This window comes from Pseudomonas sp. LjRoot277, from assembly GCF_964253845.1.
GTDB lineage: Bacteria > Pseudomonadota > Gammaproteobacteria > Pseudomonadales > Pseudomonadaceae > Aquipseudomonas.
The window spans coordinates 1,915,471-1,936,730 of the sequence record NZ_CAXURI020000001.1 but is presented as its reverse complement, the minus strand read 5'-3'; the positions used below and the strand labels follow the sequence as shown (position 1 = coordinate 1,936,730).

General features: G+C 57.5%; 18 protein-coding genes. 2 read left to right on the top strand and 16 right to left on the bottom strand.

Translation table 11 applies throughout. The annotated features are described in order from the left end of the window. Positions 1–67: 67 nt before the first annotated feature. The gene (locus ACSQ87_RS09225) at positions 68–520 is read right to left on the bottom strand and encodes a PaaI family thioesterase (protein ID WP_223430799.1); all 453 of its coding nucleotides are present in this window, start codon (positions 518–520) and stop codon (positions 68–70) included. Further along, entirely contained in the window at positions 517–993 is a 477-nt protein-coding gene (locus ACSQ87_RS09220; RefSeq protein ID WP_223430800.1) for a PaaI family thioesterase, read from the bottom strand. The genes ACSQ87_RS09225 and ACSQ87_RS09220 overlap by 4 nt, the downstream gene beginning before the upstream one ends. Positions 994–1,151: 158 nt before the next feature. On the opposite strand from ACSQ87_RS09220, the gene ACSQ87_RS09215 reads away from it, so the two are divergent. After that, entirely contained in the window at positions 1,152–1,385 is a 234-nt protein-coding gene (locus tag ACSQ87_RS09215) for a hypothetical protein (protein ID WP_150655145.1), read from the top strand. A gap of 73 nt (positions 1,386–1,458) precedes the next feature. On the opposite strand, the gene ACSQ87_RS09210 is transcribed toward ACSQ87_RS09215, so the two are convergent. The 12 genes from ACSQ87_RS09210 to sdhC form a co-directional block, all read right to left on the bottom strand. Continuing rightward, positions 1,459–1,860: an MAPEG family protein gene (locus ACSQ87_RS09210; RefSeq protein ID WP_223430801.1), complete on the bottom strand. Its 402-nt coding sequence runs from the start codon at positions 1,858–1,860 to the stop codon at positions 1,459–1,461. Further along, a complete protein-coding gene (locus tag ACSQ87_RS09205) occupies positions 1,860–2,597 on the bottom strand; it encodes a DUF599 domain-containing protein (RefSeq protein ID WP_074874668.1) in 738 nt (245 codons plus the stop codon). Before ACSQ87_RS09205 ends, ACSQ87_RS09210 begins: the two co-directional genes overlap by 1 nt. A 265-nt stretch (positions 2,598–2,862) precedes the next feature. Next, the gene (gene brnQ, locus ACSQ87_RS09200; protein WP_223430802.1) at positions 2,863–4,176 is read right to left on the bottom strand and encodes a branched-chain amino acid transport system II carrier protein; all 1,314 of its coding nucleotides are present in this window, start codon (positions 4,174–4,176) and stop codon (positions 2,863–2,865) included. Between the two features lie 364 nt (positions 4,177–4,540). Beyond that, a complete protein-coding gene (sucD, locus tag ACSQ87_RS09195; protein WP_008148605.1) occupies positions 4,541–5,422 on the bottom strand; it encodes a succinate--CoA ligase subunit alpha in 882 nt (293 codons plus the stop codon). Further along, positions 5,422–6,588, bottom strand: a complete 1,167-nt coding sequence (gene sucC / locus ACSQ87_RS09190; RefSeq protein WP_008148602.1) for an ADP-forming succinate--CoA ligase subunit beta — start codon at positions 6,586–6,588, stop codon at positions 5,422–5,424. Before sucC ends, sucD begins: the two co-directional genes overlap by 1 nt. Positions 6,589–6,788: 200 nt before the next feature. Then, on the bottom strand, positions 6,789–8,225 hold the full coding sequence (gene lpdA / locus ACSQ87_RS09185) for a dihydrolipoyl dehydrogenase (RefSeq protein WP_223430803.1): 1,437 nt from the start codon (positions 8,223–8,225) through the stop codon (positions 6,789–6,791). Between the two features lie 110 nt (positions 8,226–8,335). Then, the gene (gene odhB, locus ACSQ87_RS09180; RefSeq protein WP_010456848.1) at positions 8,336–9,556 is read right to left on the bottom strand and encodes a 2-oxoglutarate dehydrogenase complex dihydrolipoyllysine-residue succinyltransferase; all 1,221 of its coding nucleotides are present in this window, start codon (positions 9,554–9,556) and stop codon (positions 8,336–8,338) included. 42 nt (positions 9,557–9,598) lie between these two features. Further along, positions 9,599–12,430, bottom strand: coding sequence for a 2-oxoglutarate dehydrogenase E1 component (locus ACSQ87_RS09175; RefSeq protein WP_223430805.1), 2,832 nt, complete (start codon positions 12,428–12,430; stop codon positions 9,599–9,601). A gap of 262 nt (positions 12,431–12,692) precedes the next feature. Next, on the bottom strand, positions 12,693–13,397 hold the full coding sequence (locus tag ACSQ87_RS09170) for a succinate dehydrogenase iron-sulfur subunit (RefSeq protein WP_046048041.1): 705 nt from the start codon (positions 13,395–13,397) through the stop codon (positions 12,693–12,695). An 11-nt stretch (positions 13,398–13,408) separates the two neighbouring features. After that, a complete protein-coding gene (gene sdhA, locus ACSQ87_RS09165; RefSeq protein ID WP_223430807.1) occupies positions 13,409–15,184 on the bottom strand; it encodes a succinate dehydrogenase flavoprotein subunit in 1,776 nt (591 codons plus the stop codon). 3 nt (positions 15,185–15,187) lie between these two features. Continuing rightward, positions 15,188–15,556 (bottom strand): succinate dehydrogenase, hydrophobic membrane anchor protein, encoded by a 369-nt coding sequence (gene sdhD / locus ACSQ87_RS09160; RefSeq protein WP_007977503.1) that lies wholly within the window; start codon positions 15,554–15,556, stop codon positions 15,188–15,190. Continuing rightward, positions 15,550–15,924 (bottom strand): succinate dehydrogenase, cytochrome b556 subunit, encoded by a 375-nt coding sequence (gene sdhC / locus ACSQ87_RS09155; RefSeq protein WP_015096190.1) that lies wholly within the window; start codon positions 15,922–15,924, stop codon positions 15,550–15,552. Before sdhC ends, sdhD begins: the two co-directional genes overlap by 7 nt. Positions 15,925–16,287: 363 nt before the next feature. On the opposite strand from sdhC, the gene gltA reads away from it, so the two are divergent. Beyond that, a complete protein-coding gene (gene gltA, locus ACSQ87_RS09150) occupies positions 16,288–17,577 on the top strand; it encodes a citrate synthase (RefSeq protein WP_095130070.1) in 1,290 nt (429 codons plus the stop codon). A gap of 173 nt (positions 17,578–17,750) precedes the next feature. On the opposite strand, the gene ACSQ87_RS09145 is transcribed toward gltA, so the two are convergent. Both ACSQ87_RS09145 and ACSQ87_RS09140 read right to left on the bottom strand, forming a co-directional pair. Then, on the bottom strand, positions 17,751–19,055 hold the full coding sequence (locus tag ACSQ87_RS09145; protein WP_436273568.1) for an IS4 family transposase: 1,305 nt from the start codon (positions 19,053–19,055) through the stop codon (positions 17,751–17,753). Positions 19,056–19,759: 704 nt separating this feature from the next. After that, positions 19,760–21,064, bottom strand: coding sequence for an IS4 family transposase (locus ACSQ87_RS09140; protein ID WP_436273568.1), 1,305 nt, complete (start codon positions 21,062–21,064; stop codon positions 19,760–19,762). Positions 21,065–21,260 lie beyond the last annotated feature (196 nt).

The following is a 21,260-nucleotide window of genomic DNA, read 5'->3' as shown; positions in this document are numbered from 1 at the left end:
AATCAGATGGCAGTGGCCGCGACCTGAAGGGTCGGCGGCGGGTTGTCATCAAAGTTGGGGGCTGAGTTCAGGATTTCAAGGGCTCTTCAATTTTGAAATGAGCGCGGGCTGTGGCAATCGGTTCGGCTTCAGTGCATTGCCAGGCCGTAATCGCAACGTTGGCCACCCGGCGCCCCTGCCGGCAAACCTGGCATCTGGCCCAGGTGTCGCGAAACTGCCCGGCGCGCAGATAATCGAGGGAGAAATCGATGATCTTCGGCACACCCGGCGAACCGGTGAAAATCAGCAGGTGCAGCGCTGCGGACAGCTCCATGAACCCGGCAATCACCCCGCCATGGATCGCCGGCAATAAAGGGTTACCAATGTTGTCCTTGTTGGCCGGCAAACGAAACAGCAGATCATCCCCCACCCGCGAACATTCGACGCCGATCAGTTTGGCGTAGGGGATCAGGTGCAGCAGCGAGGCGTAGTCGCCCTGCTCATGTGCCTGCTGAAGTTGTTCCTTGAAGGAATCGGTCATTTCGCACCTCCGGCGATGACGCCGCCAAAGCCTTTGGTGCCCTTGATGGCTTTGCCCATGCGCATGAAGGTGCCCACTACATGGGCAATGGGCTGCTCGGGATCGTCCTGGTAGGCGAAACCGCGAGCAAAGATCACATCTGTGGTCACCCGGTAGCACTGGGCAAAACCGTAGACATCTTTATGCGGCTCGGCGGCGTGCATGTAGTCGATGCGCAGGTCGAGGGTTGGACACACTTCGAACTCGGGCAGCACGCAAAGGGTGGACATGCCGCAAGCCGTGTCCATCAGCGAAGTCAGCGCCCCGCCATGAATCACGCCGGTTTGCGGGTTGCCAACAATTTGCGGACTGTACGGCAGGATGACCGTTAGTCCATCACCGCTGGCGCTGTGAACCCGCAGCCCAAGTACCTGACAATGTCGCAGCGCCGATAGAAATCGTGTAGCTCGCTCAAAAACGGGGTTTTCGGCCATGTTGATAAAACTCTTCTTAGTGTTCAGGCAACGCACTAGGCGTTTTTAGTAAAAGTTCCCGTCGGAATAAACTTATATATCTGTATGAATTGAGGAACTTAACGCTATGGGCTGCGCTCGAAAGGCCAGTAGATATTTTCCATAAGGAGAAACACCCCATGCGTAAGACTTTAGCTATTGCCTTGATGTTGACCGCTTCCCTCGGTCTCGCAGCCTGCGATAAAAAATCCGAGGACAAAGCTCAAGATGCAGCCAAACATGCTGAGCAAGCTCAGCAAGACATGAGCAAAGCTCAGGATAAAGTGAACGACGCTGCGAAAGAAAACGCCGAAGCTGCCAAAGCTCAGGCTGAATCGAACGAAGCTGCAGCAAAAGAAGCACCTAAAAACTAAAACAGTTTTTAGCGTGATAAAGAAAACCCGCCAAGTGCGGGTTTTCTTTTGCCTGTTTTTTGCAAAGCAGGTGTTACAGCAAAATAGTTTTAAAAGTCGGACTAATCATCAACAGCAACGAACACACTAGTCCGACGAACCATACCAGGCTCCGCTGCCACGCCAGATCAACCCAATAGCACAGCAAATAAATGATTCGTGTAATCACGAAGATGATTGCCAGCAAGTCGATCAGCCACCCCGCCGTTTGCGTGGTGTGCGCCATCAACACCCCCACCGCGAACAGAATGAACGCCTCGAAGCAGTTTTGATGAGCCGCCAACGCACGGGCACCAAAGCCTGTCAGTAGCGTCTGTTGCTGGCGCGGCAAGTGGTTGTCGTAACCACCCTGCTCGCTCATCGCCCTGGCGACCGGAATCCTCGCCACATAAATCAGCAGTGCGCTGATAAATACACACCAGAACGGAATACTCATCAAACAGCCTCTTTAATCGCCTCGGGCAATGGCGCCTCTGTAGGTGTATAGACCATCACGTCGAGAACGTCGGAATGAAACTCCCGGCGATACAACACCAGCACCACGCCGGTACTCATCAACATGAACAACCACGGGCTGACGAACCAGGCCAGCATGGTCATGCCGAAGTAGTAAGAGCGCAGTCCGAAGTTGAACTGGTTGGCGGCCATGGAAATGACGCGGGCCGCCCGGGCAGCAAAGGCTTTGCGCTCTTGTTCGGAAACGTGACGCTCACCGACCATAGGTGCCGAGCCCACCAGAATGGCCGCAAAGTTGTATTGGCGCATGCACCAGCTGAACGTAAAGAACGCATAGACAAAGACCAGCGCCAGGCACAGCAACTTGATCTCCGACATCCCCTGGGATGCCTGTTGCACCATCGGGATATCCGCCAACAACGACACCGCCCGTTCGGAGGCTCCGAGCACCGTGAGAATACCGGCCAGGATAATCAGTGTGCTGGAGGCGAAGAACGAGGCGTTGCGCTCCAGGTTACCGATCACGCTGGCGTCAGCGATACGGTTGTCGCGCAACAGCATGCGGCGCATCCAGTCTTCGCGATAAAGGTGCAGCACGCTGGCCAGGCACGCGGTGTCGCGGCCCTTCCACGTCGCATAACGGGTGTAACCGCCCCAGCAGATGGCGAACCAGAGCGCGGCGAGGATGTGGATCATGTTGGCGTGGATGAACGACATGCAGGTCCTTGTGATGTGTGAACGGAATACCAAAACCCTGTGGGAGCGGGCTTGCTCGCGAAAGCGGTGGGTCAGTCGACATCAATGTTGAATGATAAGCCGTCTTCGCGAGCAAGCCCGCTCCCACATGAGATCTTCGCAGTGCTTCGACGTTAGCTCACAAAAAAAGACACTGCATCATGCCCATAAAAAATGCCCCGTATCGACTGATACGGGGCATTTCCATGTGTGTTCACGACCCGCTTGTGGCGGGCCATGAAGCGGCTTAAGCCAGTACTTCTTCGCGCTTGCCCAGCATGCGATCGCAAACCACCGCGACGACCAGGGTCATGACCGACGGCACCAGCCAGGCCAGGCCTTGCTCGCTCAGCGGCAGGTGGGACAACTGAGTCGGCATCCAGTCCGCCAGACCCGCGCCCTTGAGGGCGTCGATCAAACCGAAGATGAACGACACCAGCATCACCGGACCGACGATGCGGCCCTGCTCATGCCAGAAGTCCTTGCAGAAGCTCAGGGCGACCAAGGCAATGCACGGAGGGTAGATCGCGGTCAGCACCGGGATCGAGAACGCAATCAGCTTGGTGAGGCCCAGGTTAGACACAAACAGCGAGAACACCGCCAGGATGATGACCAACGTCTTGTAGGACAGCGGCAGCACACGGCTGAAGTATTCGGCGCAGGCGCAGGTCAGACCCACCGCCGTCACCAGACAGGCCAGAGAAATCAGCACCGCCAGAAAACCGCTACCCAGAGAGCCGAAGGTGTGTTGCACGTAAGCGTGCAACACCGCCGCACCGTTGGTGGCACCCGCGGCCACTTCATGGCTGCCCGAACCGAGACGGAACAGGCTGACATAAACCAGCGCCAGACCCACGCCGGCAATCAGCCCGGCGATGATCGCGTAACGGGTAATCAACACCGGCGACTCGACGCCACGGGAACGGATTGCGTTGACAATGACAATGCCAAATACCAGCGCGCCCAGGGTATCCATGGTCAGGTAACCATTGATGAAGCCTTGGGAGAACGGTGCCACCACGTATTCCGGGGTGGCCACGCCGACATCCCCGGCCGGCAATGCAAACGCGGCGATGCCAAGTGCGGCCAGGGCGATGATCTTCAGCGGTGCGAGGAAACGTCCGACGGTATCCAGCAGCCGGCCCGGATAGAGCGAGATGAAGAACACCAGCAGGAAGTACACCGAGCTGTAGAGGAACAGCGCCAGCGGGCTCTCGCCGGTCAGCGGCGCCAGGCCGACTTCGAACGACACGGTGGCGGTGCGCGGTGTCGCGAACAGCGGGCCGACAGCAAGGTAGCACGCGGCCGCCAGCAGGCCACCGGCGACTTTGCCGATCGGGCTGCTCAAGGCATCCATGGCGCCACCGACCTTGGCCAGGGCGACGACGGTGATCACCGGCAAACCAACCGCAGTGATCAGAAAGCCCAGCGCCGCCATCCAGACATTTGGACCGGACTGCAGACCGACGATAGGCGGGAAGATGATGTTGCCAGCCCCGACAAACAGGGCAAACGTCATAAAACCAAGTGCCAGGATGTCCTGGCCTTTCAACACTTTCATTAAGGAAATACCACACTACTGAATCGGAATTTAGAGAGGGATTTCCCTGAGGGGTGAGGGAAATGCTGTCGGTCCGTATAGGACCGACCCGTTTAGCGCGTAGCAACCTTGTGGGCCGCGGACGCAAAAATGGCTGCTAGCCTAACGAATTTGCCCGACAAACGCACTGTTAGGGTGCGATCTATCCGATACGCGACATTTTCGTGTCGCGTTTACATATATAAAGGTCAAAAGATCGCAGCCTCGTTGCACTCGACAGCTCCTACAGGGGATACAACGAGGCTGCGATCTTTTGATCTTCGCAAATGACAAAGGCCACCCGAAGGTGGCCTTTGTTTGGTGAAGCGTCAGTTAAGCGCGAGGCTTACTTGATCGCCCAACCGGTCAGCTCGGACAAAGCCTTGCCGATGTCTGCCAGCGAACGCACGGTTTTAACGCCTGCGTCTTCCAGGGCAGCAAACTTCTCGTCTGCAGTGCCTTTGCCGCCAGAGATGATTGCGCCAGCATGGCCCATGCGCTTGCCCGCAGGGGCAGTCACACCAGCGATGTAGGAAACAACCGGCTTGGTCACGTGTGCCTTGATGTAGGCAGCCGCTTCTTCTTCAGCCGAACCGCCGATCTCACCGATCATCACGATCGCTTCGGTCTTCGGGTCTTCCTGGAACAGCTTCAGGATGTCGATGAAGTTCGAGCCCGGGATCGGGTCACCGCCGATGCCGACGCAAGTCGACTGACCGAAACCGGCGTCAGTAGTTTGCTTAACAGCTTCGTAGGTCAGGGTGCCGGAACGGGAAACGATACCGACCTTGCCTGGCAAGTGAATGTGACCTGGCATGATGCCGATCTTGCATTCGCCTGGAGTGATCACGCCTGGGCAGTTAGGACCGATCAGGACTACGCCCAGCTCGTCACACTTGACCTTGGCATCCAGCATGTCCAGGGTAGGAATGCCTTCAGTGATGCAAACGATCAGCTTGATGCCGCCGAATGCTGCTTCCAGGATGGAGTCCTTGCAGAAAGGAGCTGGAACGTAGATCACGCTGGCGGTGGCGCCAGTGGCAGCTACAGCATCTTTCACGGTGTTGAACACTGGCAGACCCAGGTGCTCGGTGCCGCCTTTACCAGGAGTTACGCCACCAACCATCTTGGTGCCGTATTCGATGGCTTGCTGGGTGTGGAAACTACCTTGCGAACCGGTAATACCCTGGCAGATAACTTTGGTGTCTTTATTGATCAGGACGCTCATTATTTGCCCTCCGCAGCTTTGACAACTTGTTGAGCAGCGTCGGTCAGGCTGGTAGCAGCGATGATGTTCAAACCGCTTTCTGCCAGTACTTTAGCGCCCAGCTCAGCGTTGTTGCCTTCAAGGCGAACAACAACCGGGATTTTCACGCCGACTTCTTTCACAGCGCCGATGATGCCTTCGGCAATCATGTCGCAACGAACGATGCCGCCGAAGATGTTGACCAATACTGCAGCGACGTTAGTGTCGGACAGGATGATCTTGAACGCTTCAGTAACGCGTTCTTTGGTAGCACCGCCGCCCACGTCGAGGAAGTTGGCTGGTTTGCCGCCATGCAGGTTGACGATGTCCATGGTACCCATGGCCAGGCCAGCACCGTTGACCATGCAACCGATGTTGCCTTCCAGCGCTACGTAGTTCAGTTCGAACTTGGCAGCGTGCGCTTCGCGCGGATCGTCTTGCGACGGATCGTGGAAAGTCTTCAGCTTAGGCTGACGGTACATGGCGTTGGCGTCGATGTTGATCTTGGCGTCGAGGCAATGCAGATCGCCGTCAGCCTTGATCACCAGCGGGTTCACTTCCAGCAGAGCCAGGTCGTGATCCTTGAACAGCTTGGCCAGACCTACGAAGATCTTGGCGAACTGAGCAACTTGCTTGCCTTCCAGACCCAGCTGGAATGCCAGCTCGCGACCCTGGAATGGCTGAGCGCCAACCAGTGGATCGATAGTGGCCTTGAGGATTTTCTCAGGGGTGTCGTGAGCGATTTTCTCGATGTCCACGCCACCTTCGGTGGAAGCCATGAACACGATGCGACGGCTCGAACGGTCAACGACAGCGCCCAGGTACAGCTCTTTAGCGATATCAGTGCACGACTCAACCAGGATCTTGGTGACTGGCTGACCATTGGCATCAGTCTGGTAAGTCACCAGACGCTTGCCCAACCACTGTTGAGCGAATGCTTTGGCGTCTTCTTTGCTGCGAACCAGCTTAACGCCGCCCGCTTTACCGCGACCACCTGCGTGAACCTGGGCTTTGACAACCCATTCGGTCCCGCCGATTTTGTCGCACGCTTCTGCTGCTGCTTCCGGGGTGTCTACGGCGAAACCCTGGGATACTGGCAGGCCGTATTCAGCGAACAGCTGCTTACCCTGATACTCGTGAAGATTCATGCTTATTACCGTCTTCGTTAGGTACTGCGCATTCGGTGCTGCACTTGTTCAAGTGCCGCACCACCTGTGACTGCTGCTTGAGTAGGTGTTCCGGATAACCGGTGAGACTACGCAAGGCTGCGTCCGGCGGACATTCCGCGGTGAGTCTTGCACGCAAGGCTCACGACGGGCCTTCCGCCGTGGTTTCTTATTGTCTTGTCTTAACGCTTCTTGCGGTTGGCAATGTGGATGGCGCCGCCATTCACAGCCAGAGCTGCTTCGTGCAAGGCTTCGGACAGGGTCGGATGGGAGAAAACCATCATGCCCAGGTCTTCAGCGCTGGTGCCGAATTCCATACCGATCGCGCCCTGCTGAACCAGTTCTGCAGCGCTCGGGCCAATCACGTGGACGCCCAATACGCGGTCAGTCTTGGCATCAGCGATGACTTTCACGAAACCGCCGGTATCGTTGGCTGCCATGGCACGGCCACTGGCTGCGAACGGGAAGGTGCCAACGTTAACTTCAACGCCTTCAGCCTTCAAGACCTGCTCGGTTTTGCCGACCCACGCGATTTCCGGGTGAGTATAAATAACAGACGGGATCAGGTCATAGTTGATTTGGGCTTTGTGGCCCTTGATGCGCTCAACCACCATGATGCCTTCTTCGGACGCCTTGTGCGCCAGCATCATGCCGCGAACCACGTCGCCGATCGCGTAAACGCCCGGAACGCTGGTAGCGCACTGGTCGTCAACGAAAACGAAGCCACGTTCGTCGATGTTCACACCGCTGTCAGCTGCCAGCAGCTCGGTGGTCACCGGACGGCGACCAACGGCAACGATCAGCTTGTCGAAGGTGATGTTCTGTTCGCCATTGGCATCGGTGTAGTTCACGACAACTTCGTTGCCGTTCACTTTGGAACCGGTGACGCGAGCGCCCAGCTTGATGTCCAGACCTTGTTTGGTCAGGGTTTTGTAGGCTTCTTTGGAAACGGCGTCGTCAGCCGCTGGCAGGAACTTCTCCAGCGCTTCCAGAACAACCACTTCGGAACCCAGACGGGACCACACCGAACCCAGTTCCAGACCGATTACGCCAGCGCCGATAACGCCCAGACGCTTAGGTACGGCTTGGAATTCCAGTGCGCCAGTCGAATCGACGATCACGTTCTGGTCAACCGGAGCCGGTGGAATGTCGATCGGACGCGAGCCCGAAGCCAGAATCACGTTCTCGGCTTCGATGATTTCGACGGTACCGTCTGGCTTGGTCAGCTCGACTTTCTTGCCGGCCAGCAGTTTGCCGTGGCCTTGCAGGGAAGTGACGCCGTTCGCCTTGAACAGGGTGGCAACGCCAGAGGTCAGGCCTTTGACGATGTTGGCTTTACGGCCAACCATTGCCGCCACGTCCATGGTCACGCCAGCGTGATTGATACCGTGGATCGCGAAGCCTTCTTTGGCTTCCTTGTACTTCCAGGAGCTGTCCAGCAGCGCCTTGGATGGAATGCAGCCGACGTTCAGGCAAGTACCGCCGAGGGCCAGTTTGCCTTCCTTGTCGGTGTATTTCTCGATGCAGGCAGTGGAGAGGCCCAGTTGCGCTGCTTTAATGGCAGCCACGTAGCCGCCAGGGCCCGCGCCAATCACTACCACGTCGAATTTCTGAGTCATGTGTCATTCCTTCTCGAATCAAACCGGACAGTCCCTTTTGGGGACTGTCGTGGGACGAAGCTGGTCATTACAGGTAGGCCGCCCATCACTGAACGGCCCGTGCAACGAAATCAGATATCCAGCAGCAAACGAGCCGGGTCTTCCAGCAGGTTCTTGATGGTAACCAGGAAGGTCACAGCTTCTTTGCCATCGATCAGACGGTGATCGTAGGACAGAGCCAGGTACATCATCGGACGGATAACAACCTGACCGTTGATCGCCATAGGACGCTGCAGAATGTTGTGCATGCCCAGGATGGCCGCTTGCGGCGGGTTGACGATCGGGGTCGACATCATCGAACCGAAAGTACCGCCGTTGGTGATGGTGAACGTACCGCCGGTCATCTCGTCCATCGACAGTTTGCCGTCACGAGCCTTCTTGCCGAAGGTGGCGATGCCGCCTTCGATTTCAGCCAGGCTCATCAGTTCGGCGTTACGCAGAACCGGAACAACCAGGCCGCGGTCGCTGGAAACAGCAACACCGACGTCAGCGTAGCCGTGGTAAACGATGTCAGCACCGTCGATCGACGCGTTGACAGCCGGGAAGCGTTTCAGCGCTTCGGTGGCAGCCTTGACGAAGAACGACATGAAGCCCAGGCGCACGCCGTTGTGGGACTTCTCGAACAGGTCCTTGTACTTCGAACGCAGGGCCATGACTTCGGTCATGTCGACTTCGTTGAAAGTGGTCAGCATCGCCATGTTCGATTGAGCTTCAACCAGACGCTTGGCAACGGTGGCCCGCACGCGGGTCATCGGTACGCGCTTCTCGATGCGATCGCCAGCAGCGAACACTGGAGCAGCAGCGGCAGGAGCAGCAGCCTTGGCAGGCGCGGCAGCCGGAGCGGCTTTCTTGGCAGCTACAGCGGCAACAACGTCTTCCTTGGTCACACGACCGCCTTTGCCAGTGCCGGCAACGGAAGCGATGTTGATACCGTTTTCTTCAGCCAGCTTGCGAGCAGCCGGTGCAGCAACAGGATCATCTTCGCCTTCAGCGGCTGGAGCAGCAGCTTGTGCAGCGGCCGGAGCAGCGGCAGCAGCTGGAGCGGCAGCAGCGCCGCCCGCTTCGATGGAGCCCAGGACTTCGTCGGACAGAACGGTGTCGCCTTCGTTCTTGACGATAGCGCCCAGCACGCCATCAGCGGTGGCCAACACTTCCAATACGACTTTGTCAGTTTCGATGTCGACGATCAGGTCATCGCGCTTGACGGCGTCGCCCGGCTTTTTGTGCCAGGTGGCAACGGTGCCATCGGCAACCGATTCCGGGAAAGTGGGGGCTTTGATTTCGATAGCCATTATCTGTGGGTCCTTAAATTCGGTTTCAGGTGCGCGAAGGCGTTAAACAGTAAAGGCGTCTTGCAGCAGTTTTTCTTGCTGCTCAGCGTGCATCGATGCATAACCACAAGCAGGTGCAGCAGAAGCATCACGGCCCGCGTACTCGAGTACGAGAGACTTGTTGTGATTGCCAACGATGCGGCGCATGTGGTGTTGGCTGCAGTACCAGGCACCCTGGTTCATCGGCTCTTCCTGACACCAAACGATATGTTTGAGGTTGGTGTACGGAGCCAGGACTTCGTTCAAGTCGTCCTCAGGGAATGGGTACAGCTGCTCGATACGCACGACGGCGATGTCGTCACGACCTTCGGCACGGCGTTTTTCCAACAGGTCGTAGTAGACCTTGCCGCTACACAGAACAATGCGCTCGACCTTTTTCGGGTCCAGTGCATCGATTTCCGGGATAACGGTCTGGAACGAACCTTCGGCCAGATCTTCCAGGGTCGAGATGGCCAGTTTGTGACGCAACAGCGACTTCGGAGTCAGAACGATCAACGGCTTGCGCAGCGGGCGAATCACCTGACGACGCAGCAAGTGGTAGATCTGAGCCGGCGTAGTCGGGACGGCGACCTGAATGTTGTGCTCGGCGCACAGTTGCAGGTAACGCTCCAGACGAGCCGAAGAGTGCTCCGGACCCTGACCTTCATAACCGTGCGGCAGCAGCATGGTCAGACCGCAGAGACGGCCCCACTTGTGCTCGCCACTGGTGATGAACTGGTCGATAACCACTTGGGCACCGTTGGCGAAGTCGCCGAACTGGGCTTCCCAGATCACCAGCGCCTCAGGCGTGGTGGTCGAGTAACCGTATTCGAACGCCAACACGGCTTCTTCGGACAGGAACGAATCGTACAGGTCGAAACGTGGCTGGCCCTTGTACAGGTTTTGCAGCGGGACGTAGGTACCCGCGTCTTTCTGGTTGTGCAAGACAGCGTGACGGTGCGAGAACGTACCGCGACCGATGTCCTGACCCGTCATGCGAATCGGGTGACCTTCGAACGCCAGAGTCGCGTACGCCATGGTTTCGGCGTAACCCCAGTTGATCGGCAGGCCGCCGGCTTGCATTTTTTGACGGTCTTCGTAGATTTTCGAGACCTGGCGCTGAACCACGAAGCCTTCCGGGATTTCCAGCAGCTTGGCGGACAGTTCCTGCAAGGTTTTCAGATCGAAGCGAGTGTCGTGACGCGCGGTCCAGGCGTGGCCCAGATACGGACGCCAGTCCACGAACAACTCTTTGTTCGGCTCTTTGACCAGGCTTTTTACAACATGCAGACCGTTGTCCAGCGCATTGCGGTATTCGTCGACTTTCGCCTGAACACGCTCTGCATCCAGCACACCGCCTTGAGTCAGACGATCGGCATACAGCTCACGAGTGGTGCGCTGTTTGGTGATCTGCTGATACATGATTGGCTGGGTGCCGCTTGGCTCGTCGGCCTCGTTGTGGCCACGACGACGGTAGCAGACCAGGTCGATCACCACGTCACGCTTGAACTGCATGCGGTAATCGATGGCCAGCTGGGTCACGAACAACACAGCTTCCGGATCATCACCATTCACATGGAGGATCGGCGCCTGGATCATCTTCGCAACGTCGGTCGCGTACTCGGTGGAGCGCGAGTCCAGCGGGTTGCTGATGGTGAAACCGACCTGGTTGTTGATCACGATGTGCACGGTGCCGCCGGTCTTGAAACCGCGGGTCTGCGACATCTGGAAGGTTTCCATGACCACACCTTGACCGGCGAATGCCGCATCACCGTGGATGGAGATCGGCAGAACCTTCTCACCGGTAGGGTCGTTACGACGATCCTGACGGGCGCGAACCGAACCCTCGACCACCGGGGAAACAATTTCCAGGTGGGACGGGTTGAACGCCATGGCCAGGTGAACTTCACCGCCGGTGGTCATCACGTTGGACGAGAAGCCCTGGTGATACTTAACGTCACCGGAACCCAACTCGACCTTCTTCTTGCCTTCAAACTCGTCGAACAGCTCGCGCGGGTTCTTGCCGAAGGTGTTGACCAGCACGTTCAGACGACCACGGTGGGCCATGCCGATAACGATTTCCTTGGTGCCGTAGGAACCGGAACGCTGGATCAGCTCGTCGAGCATCGGAATCAGGCTCTCGCCGCCTTCCAGACCGAAACGCTTGGTACCCGGGTATTTGGTACCCAGGTATTTTTCCAGACCTTCGCCGGCGGTGACACGCTCGAGCAGGTGGCTCTTGATGTCGACGGAGTACGTTGGACGACCGCGCACGCTTTCCAGTCGCTGCTGGAACCACTGGCGCTGCTCGGAATCGGTGATATGCGTAAATTCAGCGCCGATGGTGCGGCAATATGTCTGCTGCAACGCTTCGTGAATTTCGCGTAGGCTCGCCTCCTCTTTGCCGATGAACAGGTCGCCGGCACGGAAGGTCGTATCAAGATCGGCATTGGTCAAGCCGTAATGATTGATCGACAGGTCTGCAGGTGCAGGACGCTGCCACAGCCCCAGCGGGTCAAGCTGGGCTGCCTGGTGGCCACGCATACGGTAGGCCTGGATCAATCGCAGCACTTCAACTTGCTTCTTCTCGTGCTCACTGCTCACGCTGCCGGCGGAAACCGGTTGGGCGCGGCGCTGGTTCTTTGCCAGCAAGACGAAATGATCGCGAATTGTGGAGTGCGAAACATCGGTGGCAGTGTTGCCGTCAGCAGGCAACTTCTGGAAGTAGGTGCGCCACTCTTCTGGCACAGCGTTAGGGTCGTGCAGGTAGAGCTCGTAGAGCTCTTCCACATAGGCAGCGTTACTACCGGATAGGTAGGCGCTGTTCCACATGCGCTGCATCACGCTTTCTTGCATGCTTGGTCACCCTCGGTTAGGGGAACACCACCGGCGTCGACACCGAGCACACTTGCAGAAGTCCGAATGCAGCGACTAAAACAAGCCACTTAGGATCACGCTGATAGTCCGGGTACCAGCCCGGATGCCCCTGCTTGTCTCATTTCTTCAAAATAAGAGCCGCAGCCTTTTAAGCTGCTGCTCAGGTTAAAACTACGGCGCCGGTTGAAGCCTGCGCCGTAGCATCTACGGGTACAGCGGTCCTACGGGTACAGCAGCTGAATCACACGCCGCTTTGCAGCAGCATGTTACGTACGTGACCGATGGCCTTAGTCGGGTTCAGGCCTTTCGGGCAGACGTTGACGCAGTTCATGATCCCGCGGCAGCGGAATACGCTGAACGGGTCATCCAGCGAAGCCAGACGCTCGGCAGTCTTGGTGTCACGGCTGTCTGCCAGGAAGCGATACGCTTGCAGCAGAGCAGCTGGACCCAGGAACTTGTCCGGGTTCCACCAGAAGGACGGGCAAGAGGTCGAGCAGCAAGCGCACAGGATGCACTCGTACAGACCGTCGAGCTTTTCACGCTCTTCAGGGGTCTGCAGACGTTCGATGGCCGGAGCCGGCGTGTCGTTCTGCAGGTATGGCTTAACCTTTTCGTATTGCTTGTAGAAGATGCTCATATCGACGACCAGGTCACGGATTACCGGCAAACCTGGCAGAGGACGAACGATCAGCTTGTTACCTTTCACGACAGCGGACAGCGGCGTGACGCACGCCAGAGCGTTTTTGCCGTTGATATTCATGCCGTCGGAACCGCAAACACCTTCACGGCAAGAGCGACGATAGGAGAAACCTTCGTCCTGCTCTTTGATCAGGGCCAGCACATCCAGCACCATCAGGTCTTTACCACCGGTATCGACCGAAAATTCCTGCATGAACGGCGCAGCGTCCTGATCAGGGTTGTAGCGATAAACACTGACTTGCAACATGGCGGCCACCCTTAATAAGTCCGAATCTTAGGTTCAAAAGTCGGAACAGTCTTCGGCGAGAAGTTCACAGCACGCTTGGTTACGCGCTTGTCACCCGGGAAGTACAGGGTGTGGCACAGCCAGTTTTCGTCGTCGCGGTCTTCGTAGTCTTCACGGGCGTGAGCGCCGCGGGACTCTTTGCGGATCTCTGCGGCGATGGCGGTAGCTTCGGCCACTTCCAGCAGGTTCTGCAGTTCCAGCGCTTCGATACGAGCGGTGTTGAACGCCTGGCTCTTGTCGTTGATCTTGACGTTGGCGATACGGCCACGCAGATCAGCCAGCTGAGCAATACCCTTCTGCATGTATTCGCCGGTACGGAATACACCGAAGTAGTTCTGCATGCAGTTTTGCAGTTCTTTACGCAGGGTGGCGACGTCTTCGCCTTCGGTACGCGAGTTCAGGCCATCGAGACGTGCCAGGGCAGCGTCGATGTCGGACTGGCGAGCGCGGGTGTAGTCGACGCCTTCTTTCAGGGTCTGCTCCAGGAACAGGCCGGCTGCACGACCGAATACCACCAGATCGAGCAGCGAGTTGCCGCCCAGACGGTTGGCACCGTGAACCGATACGCAAGCCACTTCGCCTACTGCGAACAGGCCCGGGATGATCTGGTCAACGCCGTTTTCATCCTGAGTGATTGCCTGACCGTGAATGTTGGTCGGCACGCCGCCCATCATATAGTGGCAGGTTGGAACGACCGGAATCGGCGCCACGGCTGGATCGACGTGGGCGAAAGTCTTGGACAGTTCCATGATGCCTGGCAGACGACTGTGCAGAACTTCTTCACCGAGGTGATCGAGTTTCAGCATTACGTGGTCGCCATCCGGACCGCAACCGTTGCCGGCGATGATTTCTTTAACCATCGAGCGAGCAACAACGTCACGACCAGCCAGGTCTTTGGCGTTCGGAGCATAACGCTCCATGAAACGCTCGCCGTGCTTGTTGATCAGGTAACCGCCTTCACCGCGGCAACCTTCAGTAACCAGTACACCGGCACCGGCGATGCCGGTCGGGTGGAACTGCCACATTTCAATGTCTTGTACCGGCACGCCAGCACGCAGAGCCATGCCGACGCCGTCACCGGTGTTGATCAGGGCATTGGTGGTGGACGAGTAGATACGACCTGCACCGCCAGTCGCCAGTACAGTGGCGTTAGCGCGGACGTAGGAAGTTTCGCCGGTTTCGATGCAGATGACGATCATGCCGACAAAGGCACCGTCTTCGTTCTTCACCAGGTCGACGCCGTAGTATTCGTTGAGGAATACGGTGCCAGCCTTCAGGTTGGCCTGGTACAGGGTGTGCAGCAGTGCGTGACCGGTACGGTCGGCAGCGGCGCAAGTACGTGCAGCCTGGCCACCTTTACCGAAGTCTTTCGACTGACCGCCGAACGGACGCTGATAGATGCGGCCTTGTTCGGTACGGGAGAACGGCAAGCCCATGTGCTCGAGTTCGAAGACCGCTTCCGGGCCTACGGAACACATGTATTCGATAGCGTCCTGGTCACCGATATAGTCGGAACCCTTGACGGTATCGTACATGTGCCAGCGCCAGTCATCGTTCGGATCTGCCGAGGCGATGGCGCAGGTGATACCACCCTGGGCGGAAACAGTGTGCGAACGAGTCGGGAAAACCTTGGTAACTACGGCAGTCTTGTGACCACCCTGTGCCAGCTGCAGAGCAGCGCGCATGCCAGCACCGCCGCCGCCAATGATGATGGCGTCGAACGAAAGCGTATTAACTGTAGTAGACATGAATCAGATACCCCAAAGAATCTGCACACCCCAGACGAAGTAGGCGAACATCGCAACGCCGCATACTGCCTGGAAGAGGAAACGTACTGCAGTCGCGGACTTGCCCAGCGCCATCGGCGTCAGGTAGTCGGTCGCGATGGTCCACATGCCAACCCAGGCGTGAGCGCCAAGGGCCACAAGGGCCAGCAGACTGAAGATACGCATTCCGTTGTGGGCGAACAGGCCATGCCATTGGTCGTAGCCAATGCCCGGATTCGCCGCGAGGTATCCGATCAGGAAGATGAAATAAGCCGCGAGAACAACCGCAGACACACGTTGCGCCATCCAGTCATAGAGGCCCGAACGCGAAAGGTTCGTAACGCTGGTTACCATATCCAAACTCCTGCCAGAACGATCAACACCACGGAAACGGCGATGATAATTTTCGAGCCCAGGCGGCCGCCTTCAAGCGTCTCGCCGATGCCCATATCCATGATCAAGTGGCGCACACCGGCTACCAGGTGATACAGAAGAGCGGACAGGAGGCCCCATGCTACGAACTTGGCCAGCGGGCTGGTCAAGCATGCCTTCACCTCGGCAAAACCTTCCTCGGAACCCAGGGATTTGCCCAATGCATAAAGCATGAAGCCAAGGCCCAGGAAGAGGATGATGCCGGAAACACGGTGAAGAAACGACGTAACGCCGGTGATGGGGAGTTTGATGGTCCTTAGGTCTAGGTTTACAGGTCGTTGGCTTTTCACGGCTTTTTTTTCACACTGAAGAGCCCCTAACAATCAGGGCAAAGTTGTTGGGGAGTGCACTGGTCAGGTAACCACCACCCAGGGATGCGACCCCCAATAACTCAGGCCCAAAAGCCCCTGGCGGTCGGTGGCCGAGTATAGACAGTTAGGCTACTAATGACAACGCGTTCACCTTCCCCTAATAGCTCATTGCACAAGTCGTATAAAAGGCGTAAATGGCAGTCAATTTCGAGGAAAAAGTCCGGTTAAAGCCTTCTGGAGCAAGACTTTAGGCAAATTGACATTCGAATTTATCTCACTATAGTGGTGCGGGCCCTGCGTGGGGGGTCTGTCTGATGATTTCAAGCATAAATAGGAGGCCACATGGCTGACAAAAAAGCGCAGTTGATCATCGAGGGCGCAGCCCCCGTCGAGCTGCCCATTTTAACCGGCACCGTTGGTCCCGATGTTATCGATGTTCGGGGCCTGACGGCCACGGGCCGTTTCACCTTTGACCCTGGTTTCATGTCGACAGCTTCCTGCGAGTCGAAGATCACCTATATCGACGGCGACAACGGCATTCTGCTGCACCGCGGCTACCCGATCGAACAGCTGGCTGAAAAGTCGGACTACCTGGAAACCTGCTATCTGCTGCTCAACGGCGAATTGCCGACCGCAGAACAGAAGGCCCAGTTCGTCAGCACCGTGAAAAACCACACCATGGTTCACGAGCAGTTGAAGACGTTCTTCAACGGTTTCCGTCGCGACGCCCACCCGATGGCCGTCATGTGCGGCGTAGTCGGCGCCCTCTCGGCCTTCTACCACGACTCCCTGGACATCAATAACCCGCAGCATCGCGAAATTTCCGCGATCCGTCTGGTTGCCAAGATGCCGACCCTGGCAGCAATGGTTTACAAGTACTCGATGGGGCAACCCATGATGTACCCGCGCAATGACCTGACGTACGCGGAAAACTTCCTGCACATGATGTTCAACACCCCGTGCGAGATCAAACCGATCAGTCCGGTACTCGCCAGCGCCATGGACAAGATCTTCATCCTCCATGCCGACCACGAGCAGAACGCATCGACTTCCACCGTACGCCTGGCCGGTTCTTCGGGCGCCAACCCGTTCGCCTGTATCGCCGCCGGCATCGCTGCACTGTGGGGCCCTGCCCACGGCGGCGCGAACGAAGCTGTTCTGACCATGCTCGATGAAATTGGCGATGTGTCGAACATCGACAAGTACATCGCCAAGGCCAAGGACAAGAACGATCCGTTCAAACTGATGGGCTTCGGTCACCGGGTTTACAAAAACCGCGACCCACGCGCAACAGTCATGAAGCAGACCTGCGACGAAGTGCTGAAAGAACTGGGCATCACCAACGATCCGCAACTCGAACTGGCCATGCGTCTGGAAGAGATCGCCCTGACCGACCCGTACTTCATCGAACGCTCGCTGTACCCGAACGTCGACTTCTACTCGGGGATCATCCTCAAGGCGATCGGCATTCCAACCAGCATGTTCACCGTGATCTTCGCTTTGGCGCGGACTGTCGGCTGGATCTCCCACTGGAAAGAAATGCTCTCCAGCCCGTACAAGATTGGCCGTCCGCGCCAGCTGTACACCGGCTACGAGTCGCGTGACATTACCAAGCTGGAAGACCGCAAATAAGACCTGTCTTGCGATAACGTCTTGAGTTGCACCGGGAACGGCCTCTATTTATATAGAGGCCGTTTTTGTTTGCGCTGGTTCAGCGGCCTGAGGGCCGACTGGGTTTTTGGTCGTGTACATATCCGTTTCTGCGGTAACGGCTGATTATGGTTTCGCTTTTACAGCCAGCCCTTTCAAGGTCTTTTGACTTTAGCGGCCTTGAGCACCCGATCCGTCGACACGTGGGCATTCGCGGCTTTGCCTTCAAGCCACTCCTTTGTTTTGGGCACCTTCGGACCTCGCTTGCTCTTGACGACCGCTTTGGGCTGGATGTTTCGAGCGAGTGCAAGCAGGTACTGAGCCAGCCCTCCTGCGGGGATCGGAATGGATGAGTGCTCTGCTGGCAGAGCTATTTGCATACCCTCGTAACCGCTGCGTACCTGTACCGTCAGGTGGAAAATCGATGCTTCCCAATCGTCGGGCAGGGTCTGGCGATGAGCCTGTTCAACGCTGCGCTTGAGCACGGCCAAGACGTTGTAAGCCAACACGGCCGACGCAAATCCCAGCAGGGCGGCCTTAGGGTTGCCCAAGGTTTCGATTTCGCTGTCCAGCACCGATTCCAGGCGCTGGAACATCCCTTCGATGCTCCAGCGACGGCGGTACAAATCGGCGATTTGCTCGGCACTGATGGAGTCGGGCAAGTTGCTCCAGAACAACAGCGTGGTGTCGCCAGATTCGGTGGGGGTTTGCAGATTCAGTTCGACACGCCGCCACTGGCGACCACCTTTAACTTCGATGATTTGCTCGCGCACGCTGCCTGCCCCGACCGCGACAGACTCCTGCCAGTCGCTTTCCTTAAGTAGGCGTGGATGTTTGCTCGGTTCGCGAATGATGAACGAGGCTCCGGACTCTTCGCAGGCGTCCATGACGGGGAGCGTGCAATAGAGTCGATCAGCCATCCACAGCTGCCCCGCACAGGCTTTTTCCAGCAACGGCAGAACGCTGACGCGCTCACTGGCATAGGCATCTTCACAGGGCTGAAGATCGACGACCTGATCCAGATCGGGGTCGTAAACCACTACTGAAAAACCAGGCCGGGCGGCCCCCCGTTCACGGCGCAAAGCGCCCAGGCGTTTTTCGCTGGAAGGCAGGTGGTTGCCGTCGACGACCCGCAGTTGCCAGCCCGGCAAAATGGCTGAGTGCCCCAGCTCTTTTATCGTCGGGGCCAAGCGCTCTGCGCTGCCGGTGACCAGGGCGCGCAGCAGCGCAGGTTCTGTGCGGCTGACCTTGTCATACAGCGCCGCCAAGCTGACGGGAAGATCCTCCATCTGCCGTGCAGCAGCATGTAGCGATGGTCGCAAGCCCAATGAAACAAGGGACATCAGTTCAACGATGGTTGAGAACAGAAGCTCACGCGGGTATTGCCGCTGACGATGTTCTTCGAACACCTGATCGACCCATTCGGCAGGAACAGCCTGCTCCAGTATCACTCTTGTCATGACACTGGCCGGTGTTTTTTTCTCAAACCGCGCTAGAACTTCTGCCCACATCGCTTTCGTCACCCTGACTGGAGTTTTGGGGGATTTTATCAAAGACCTTGAAAGGGCTGGCTTTTACAGCGACTCACTTTTCCAAGCGCCGAAAAGTAAGCAAAAGGCTTCGCCCCGGCGTACGGCACTTCGCTAAAGCTCAGTGTTCCCTCGCTACGGTGCCCATCAGGGGGCATCGCCTATGGTCTGCTTCGCGACGACCTCCTCTCGATGTGTGCGGCTGCGCCGCACGGCCTGCCGAAGGGGCGAAAGATCAAAAGCAGGATCAACATCTAAAGCCACAGCAAGATCAAAAGATCGCAGCCTCGTTTCACTCGACAGCTCCTACAGGGGATGGGTGTACACCCGCCCTTCGCCACTCAACAGGCCGAGCGTTAGCTCGCCAGCAGCTCTTGATTTTGATCTGTCCGCCCCTTCGGCAGGCTGAGTGGAGGTGTTCATCTGGGGGGGAGGCGCGCAGCGCCGTTCGACGAAGTCGAACACATCGAGAGGAGGTCGAAGCGAAGCCGACCGGAGGCGATGCCCCCAGATGAATACCGGAGCGAAGGAACGCCGAGCCTTAGCGAGGGGCCGGACGCTCGGGGCGAGCCTTTTTTTGCTTACTTTTTTTTGGCGTTTGAAAAAAAAGTGAGTCGCCGTAAGGGCCAGCCCTTTCAAGGTCTTTTGACTTTAGCGGCCTTGAGCACCCGATCCGTCGACACGTGGGCATTCGCGGCTTTGCCTTCAAGCCACTCCTTTGTTTTGGGCACCTTCGGACCTCGCTTGCTCTTGACGACCGCTTTGGGCTGGATGTTTCGAGCGAGTGCAAGCAGGTACTGAGCCAGCCCTCCTGCGGGGATCGGAATGGATGAGTGCTCTGCTGGCAGAGCTATTTGCATACCCTCGTAACCGCTGCGTACCTGTACCGTCAGGTGGAAAATCGATGCTTCCCAATCGTCGGGCAGGGTCTGGCGATGAGCCTGTTCAACGCTGCGCTTGAGCACGGCCAAGACGTTGTAAGCCAACACGGCCGACGCAAATCCCAGCAGGGCGGCCTTAGGGTTGCCCAAGGTTTCGATTTCGCTGTCCAGCACCGATTCCAGGCGCTGGAACATCCCTTCGATGCTCCAGCGACGGCGGTACAAATCGGCGATTTGCTCGGCACTGATGGAGTCGGGCAAGTTGCTCCAGAACAACAGCGTGGTGTCGCCAGATTCGGTGGGGGTTTGCAGATTCAGTTCGACACGCCGCCACTGGCGACCACCTTTAACTTCGATGATTTGCTCGCGCACGCTGCCTGCCCCGACCGCGACAGACTCCTGCCAGTCGCTTTCCTTAAGTAGGCGTGGATGTTTGCTCGGTTCGCGAATGATGAACGAGGCTCCGGACTCTTCGCAGGCGTCCATGACGGGGAGCGTGCAATAGAGTCGATCAGCCATCCACAGCTGCCCCGCACAGGCTTTTTCCAGCAACGGCAGAACGCTGACGCGCTCACTGGCATAGGCATCTTCACAGGGCTGAAGATCGACGACCTGATCCAGATCGGGGTCGTAAACCACTACTGAAAAACCAGGCCGGGCGGCCCCCCGTTCACGGCGCAAAGCGCCCAGGCGTTTTTCGCTGGAAGGCAGGTGGTTGCCGTCGACGACCCGCAGTTGCCAGCCCGGCAAAATGGCTGAGTGCCCCAGCTCTTTTATCGTCGGGGCCAAGCGCTCTGCGCTGCCGGTGACCAGGGCGCGCAGCAGCGCAGGTTCTGTGCGGCTGACCTTGTCATACAGCGCCGCCAAGCTGACGGGAAGATCCTCCATCTGCCGTGCAGCAGCATGTAGCGATGGTCGCAAGCCCAATGAAACAAGGGACATCAGTTCAACGATGGTTGAGAACAGAAGCTCACGCGGGTATTGCCGCTGACGATGTTCTTCGAACACCTGATCGACCCATTCGGCAGGAACAGCCTGCTCCAGTATCACTCTTGTCATGACACTGGCCGGTGTTTTTTTCTCAAACCGCGCTAGAACTTCTGCCCACATCGCTTTCGTCACCCTGACTGGAGTTTTGGGGGATTTTATCAAAGACCTTGAAAGGGCTGGCCGTAAGGGCGAAACCCTAAGCAGCCGTTACCGCAGCAACGGATATGCACACAATCAAACCGCCCAACAAAAAATGCCCCAATCT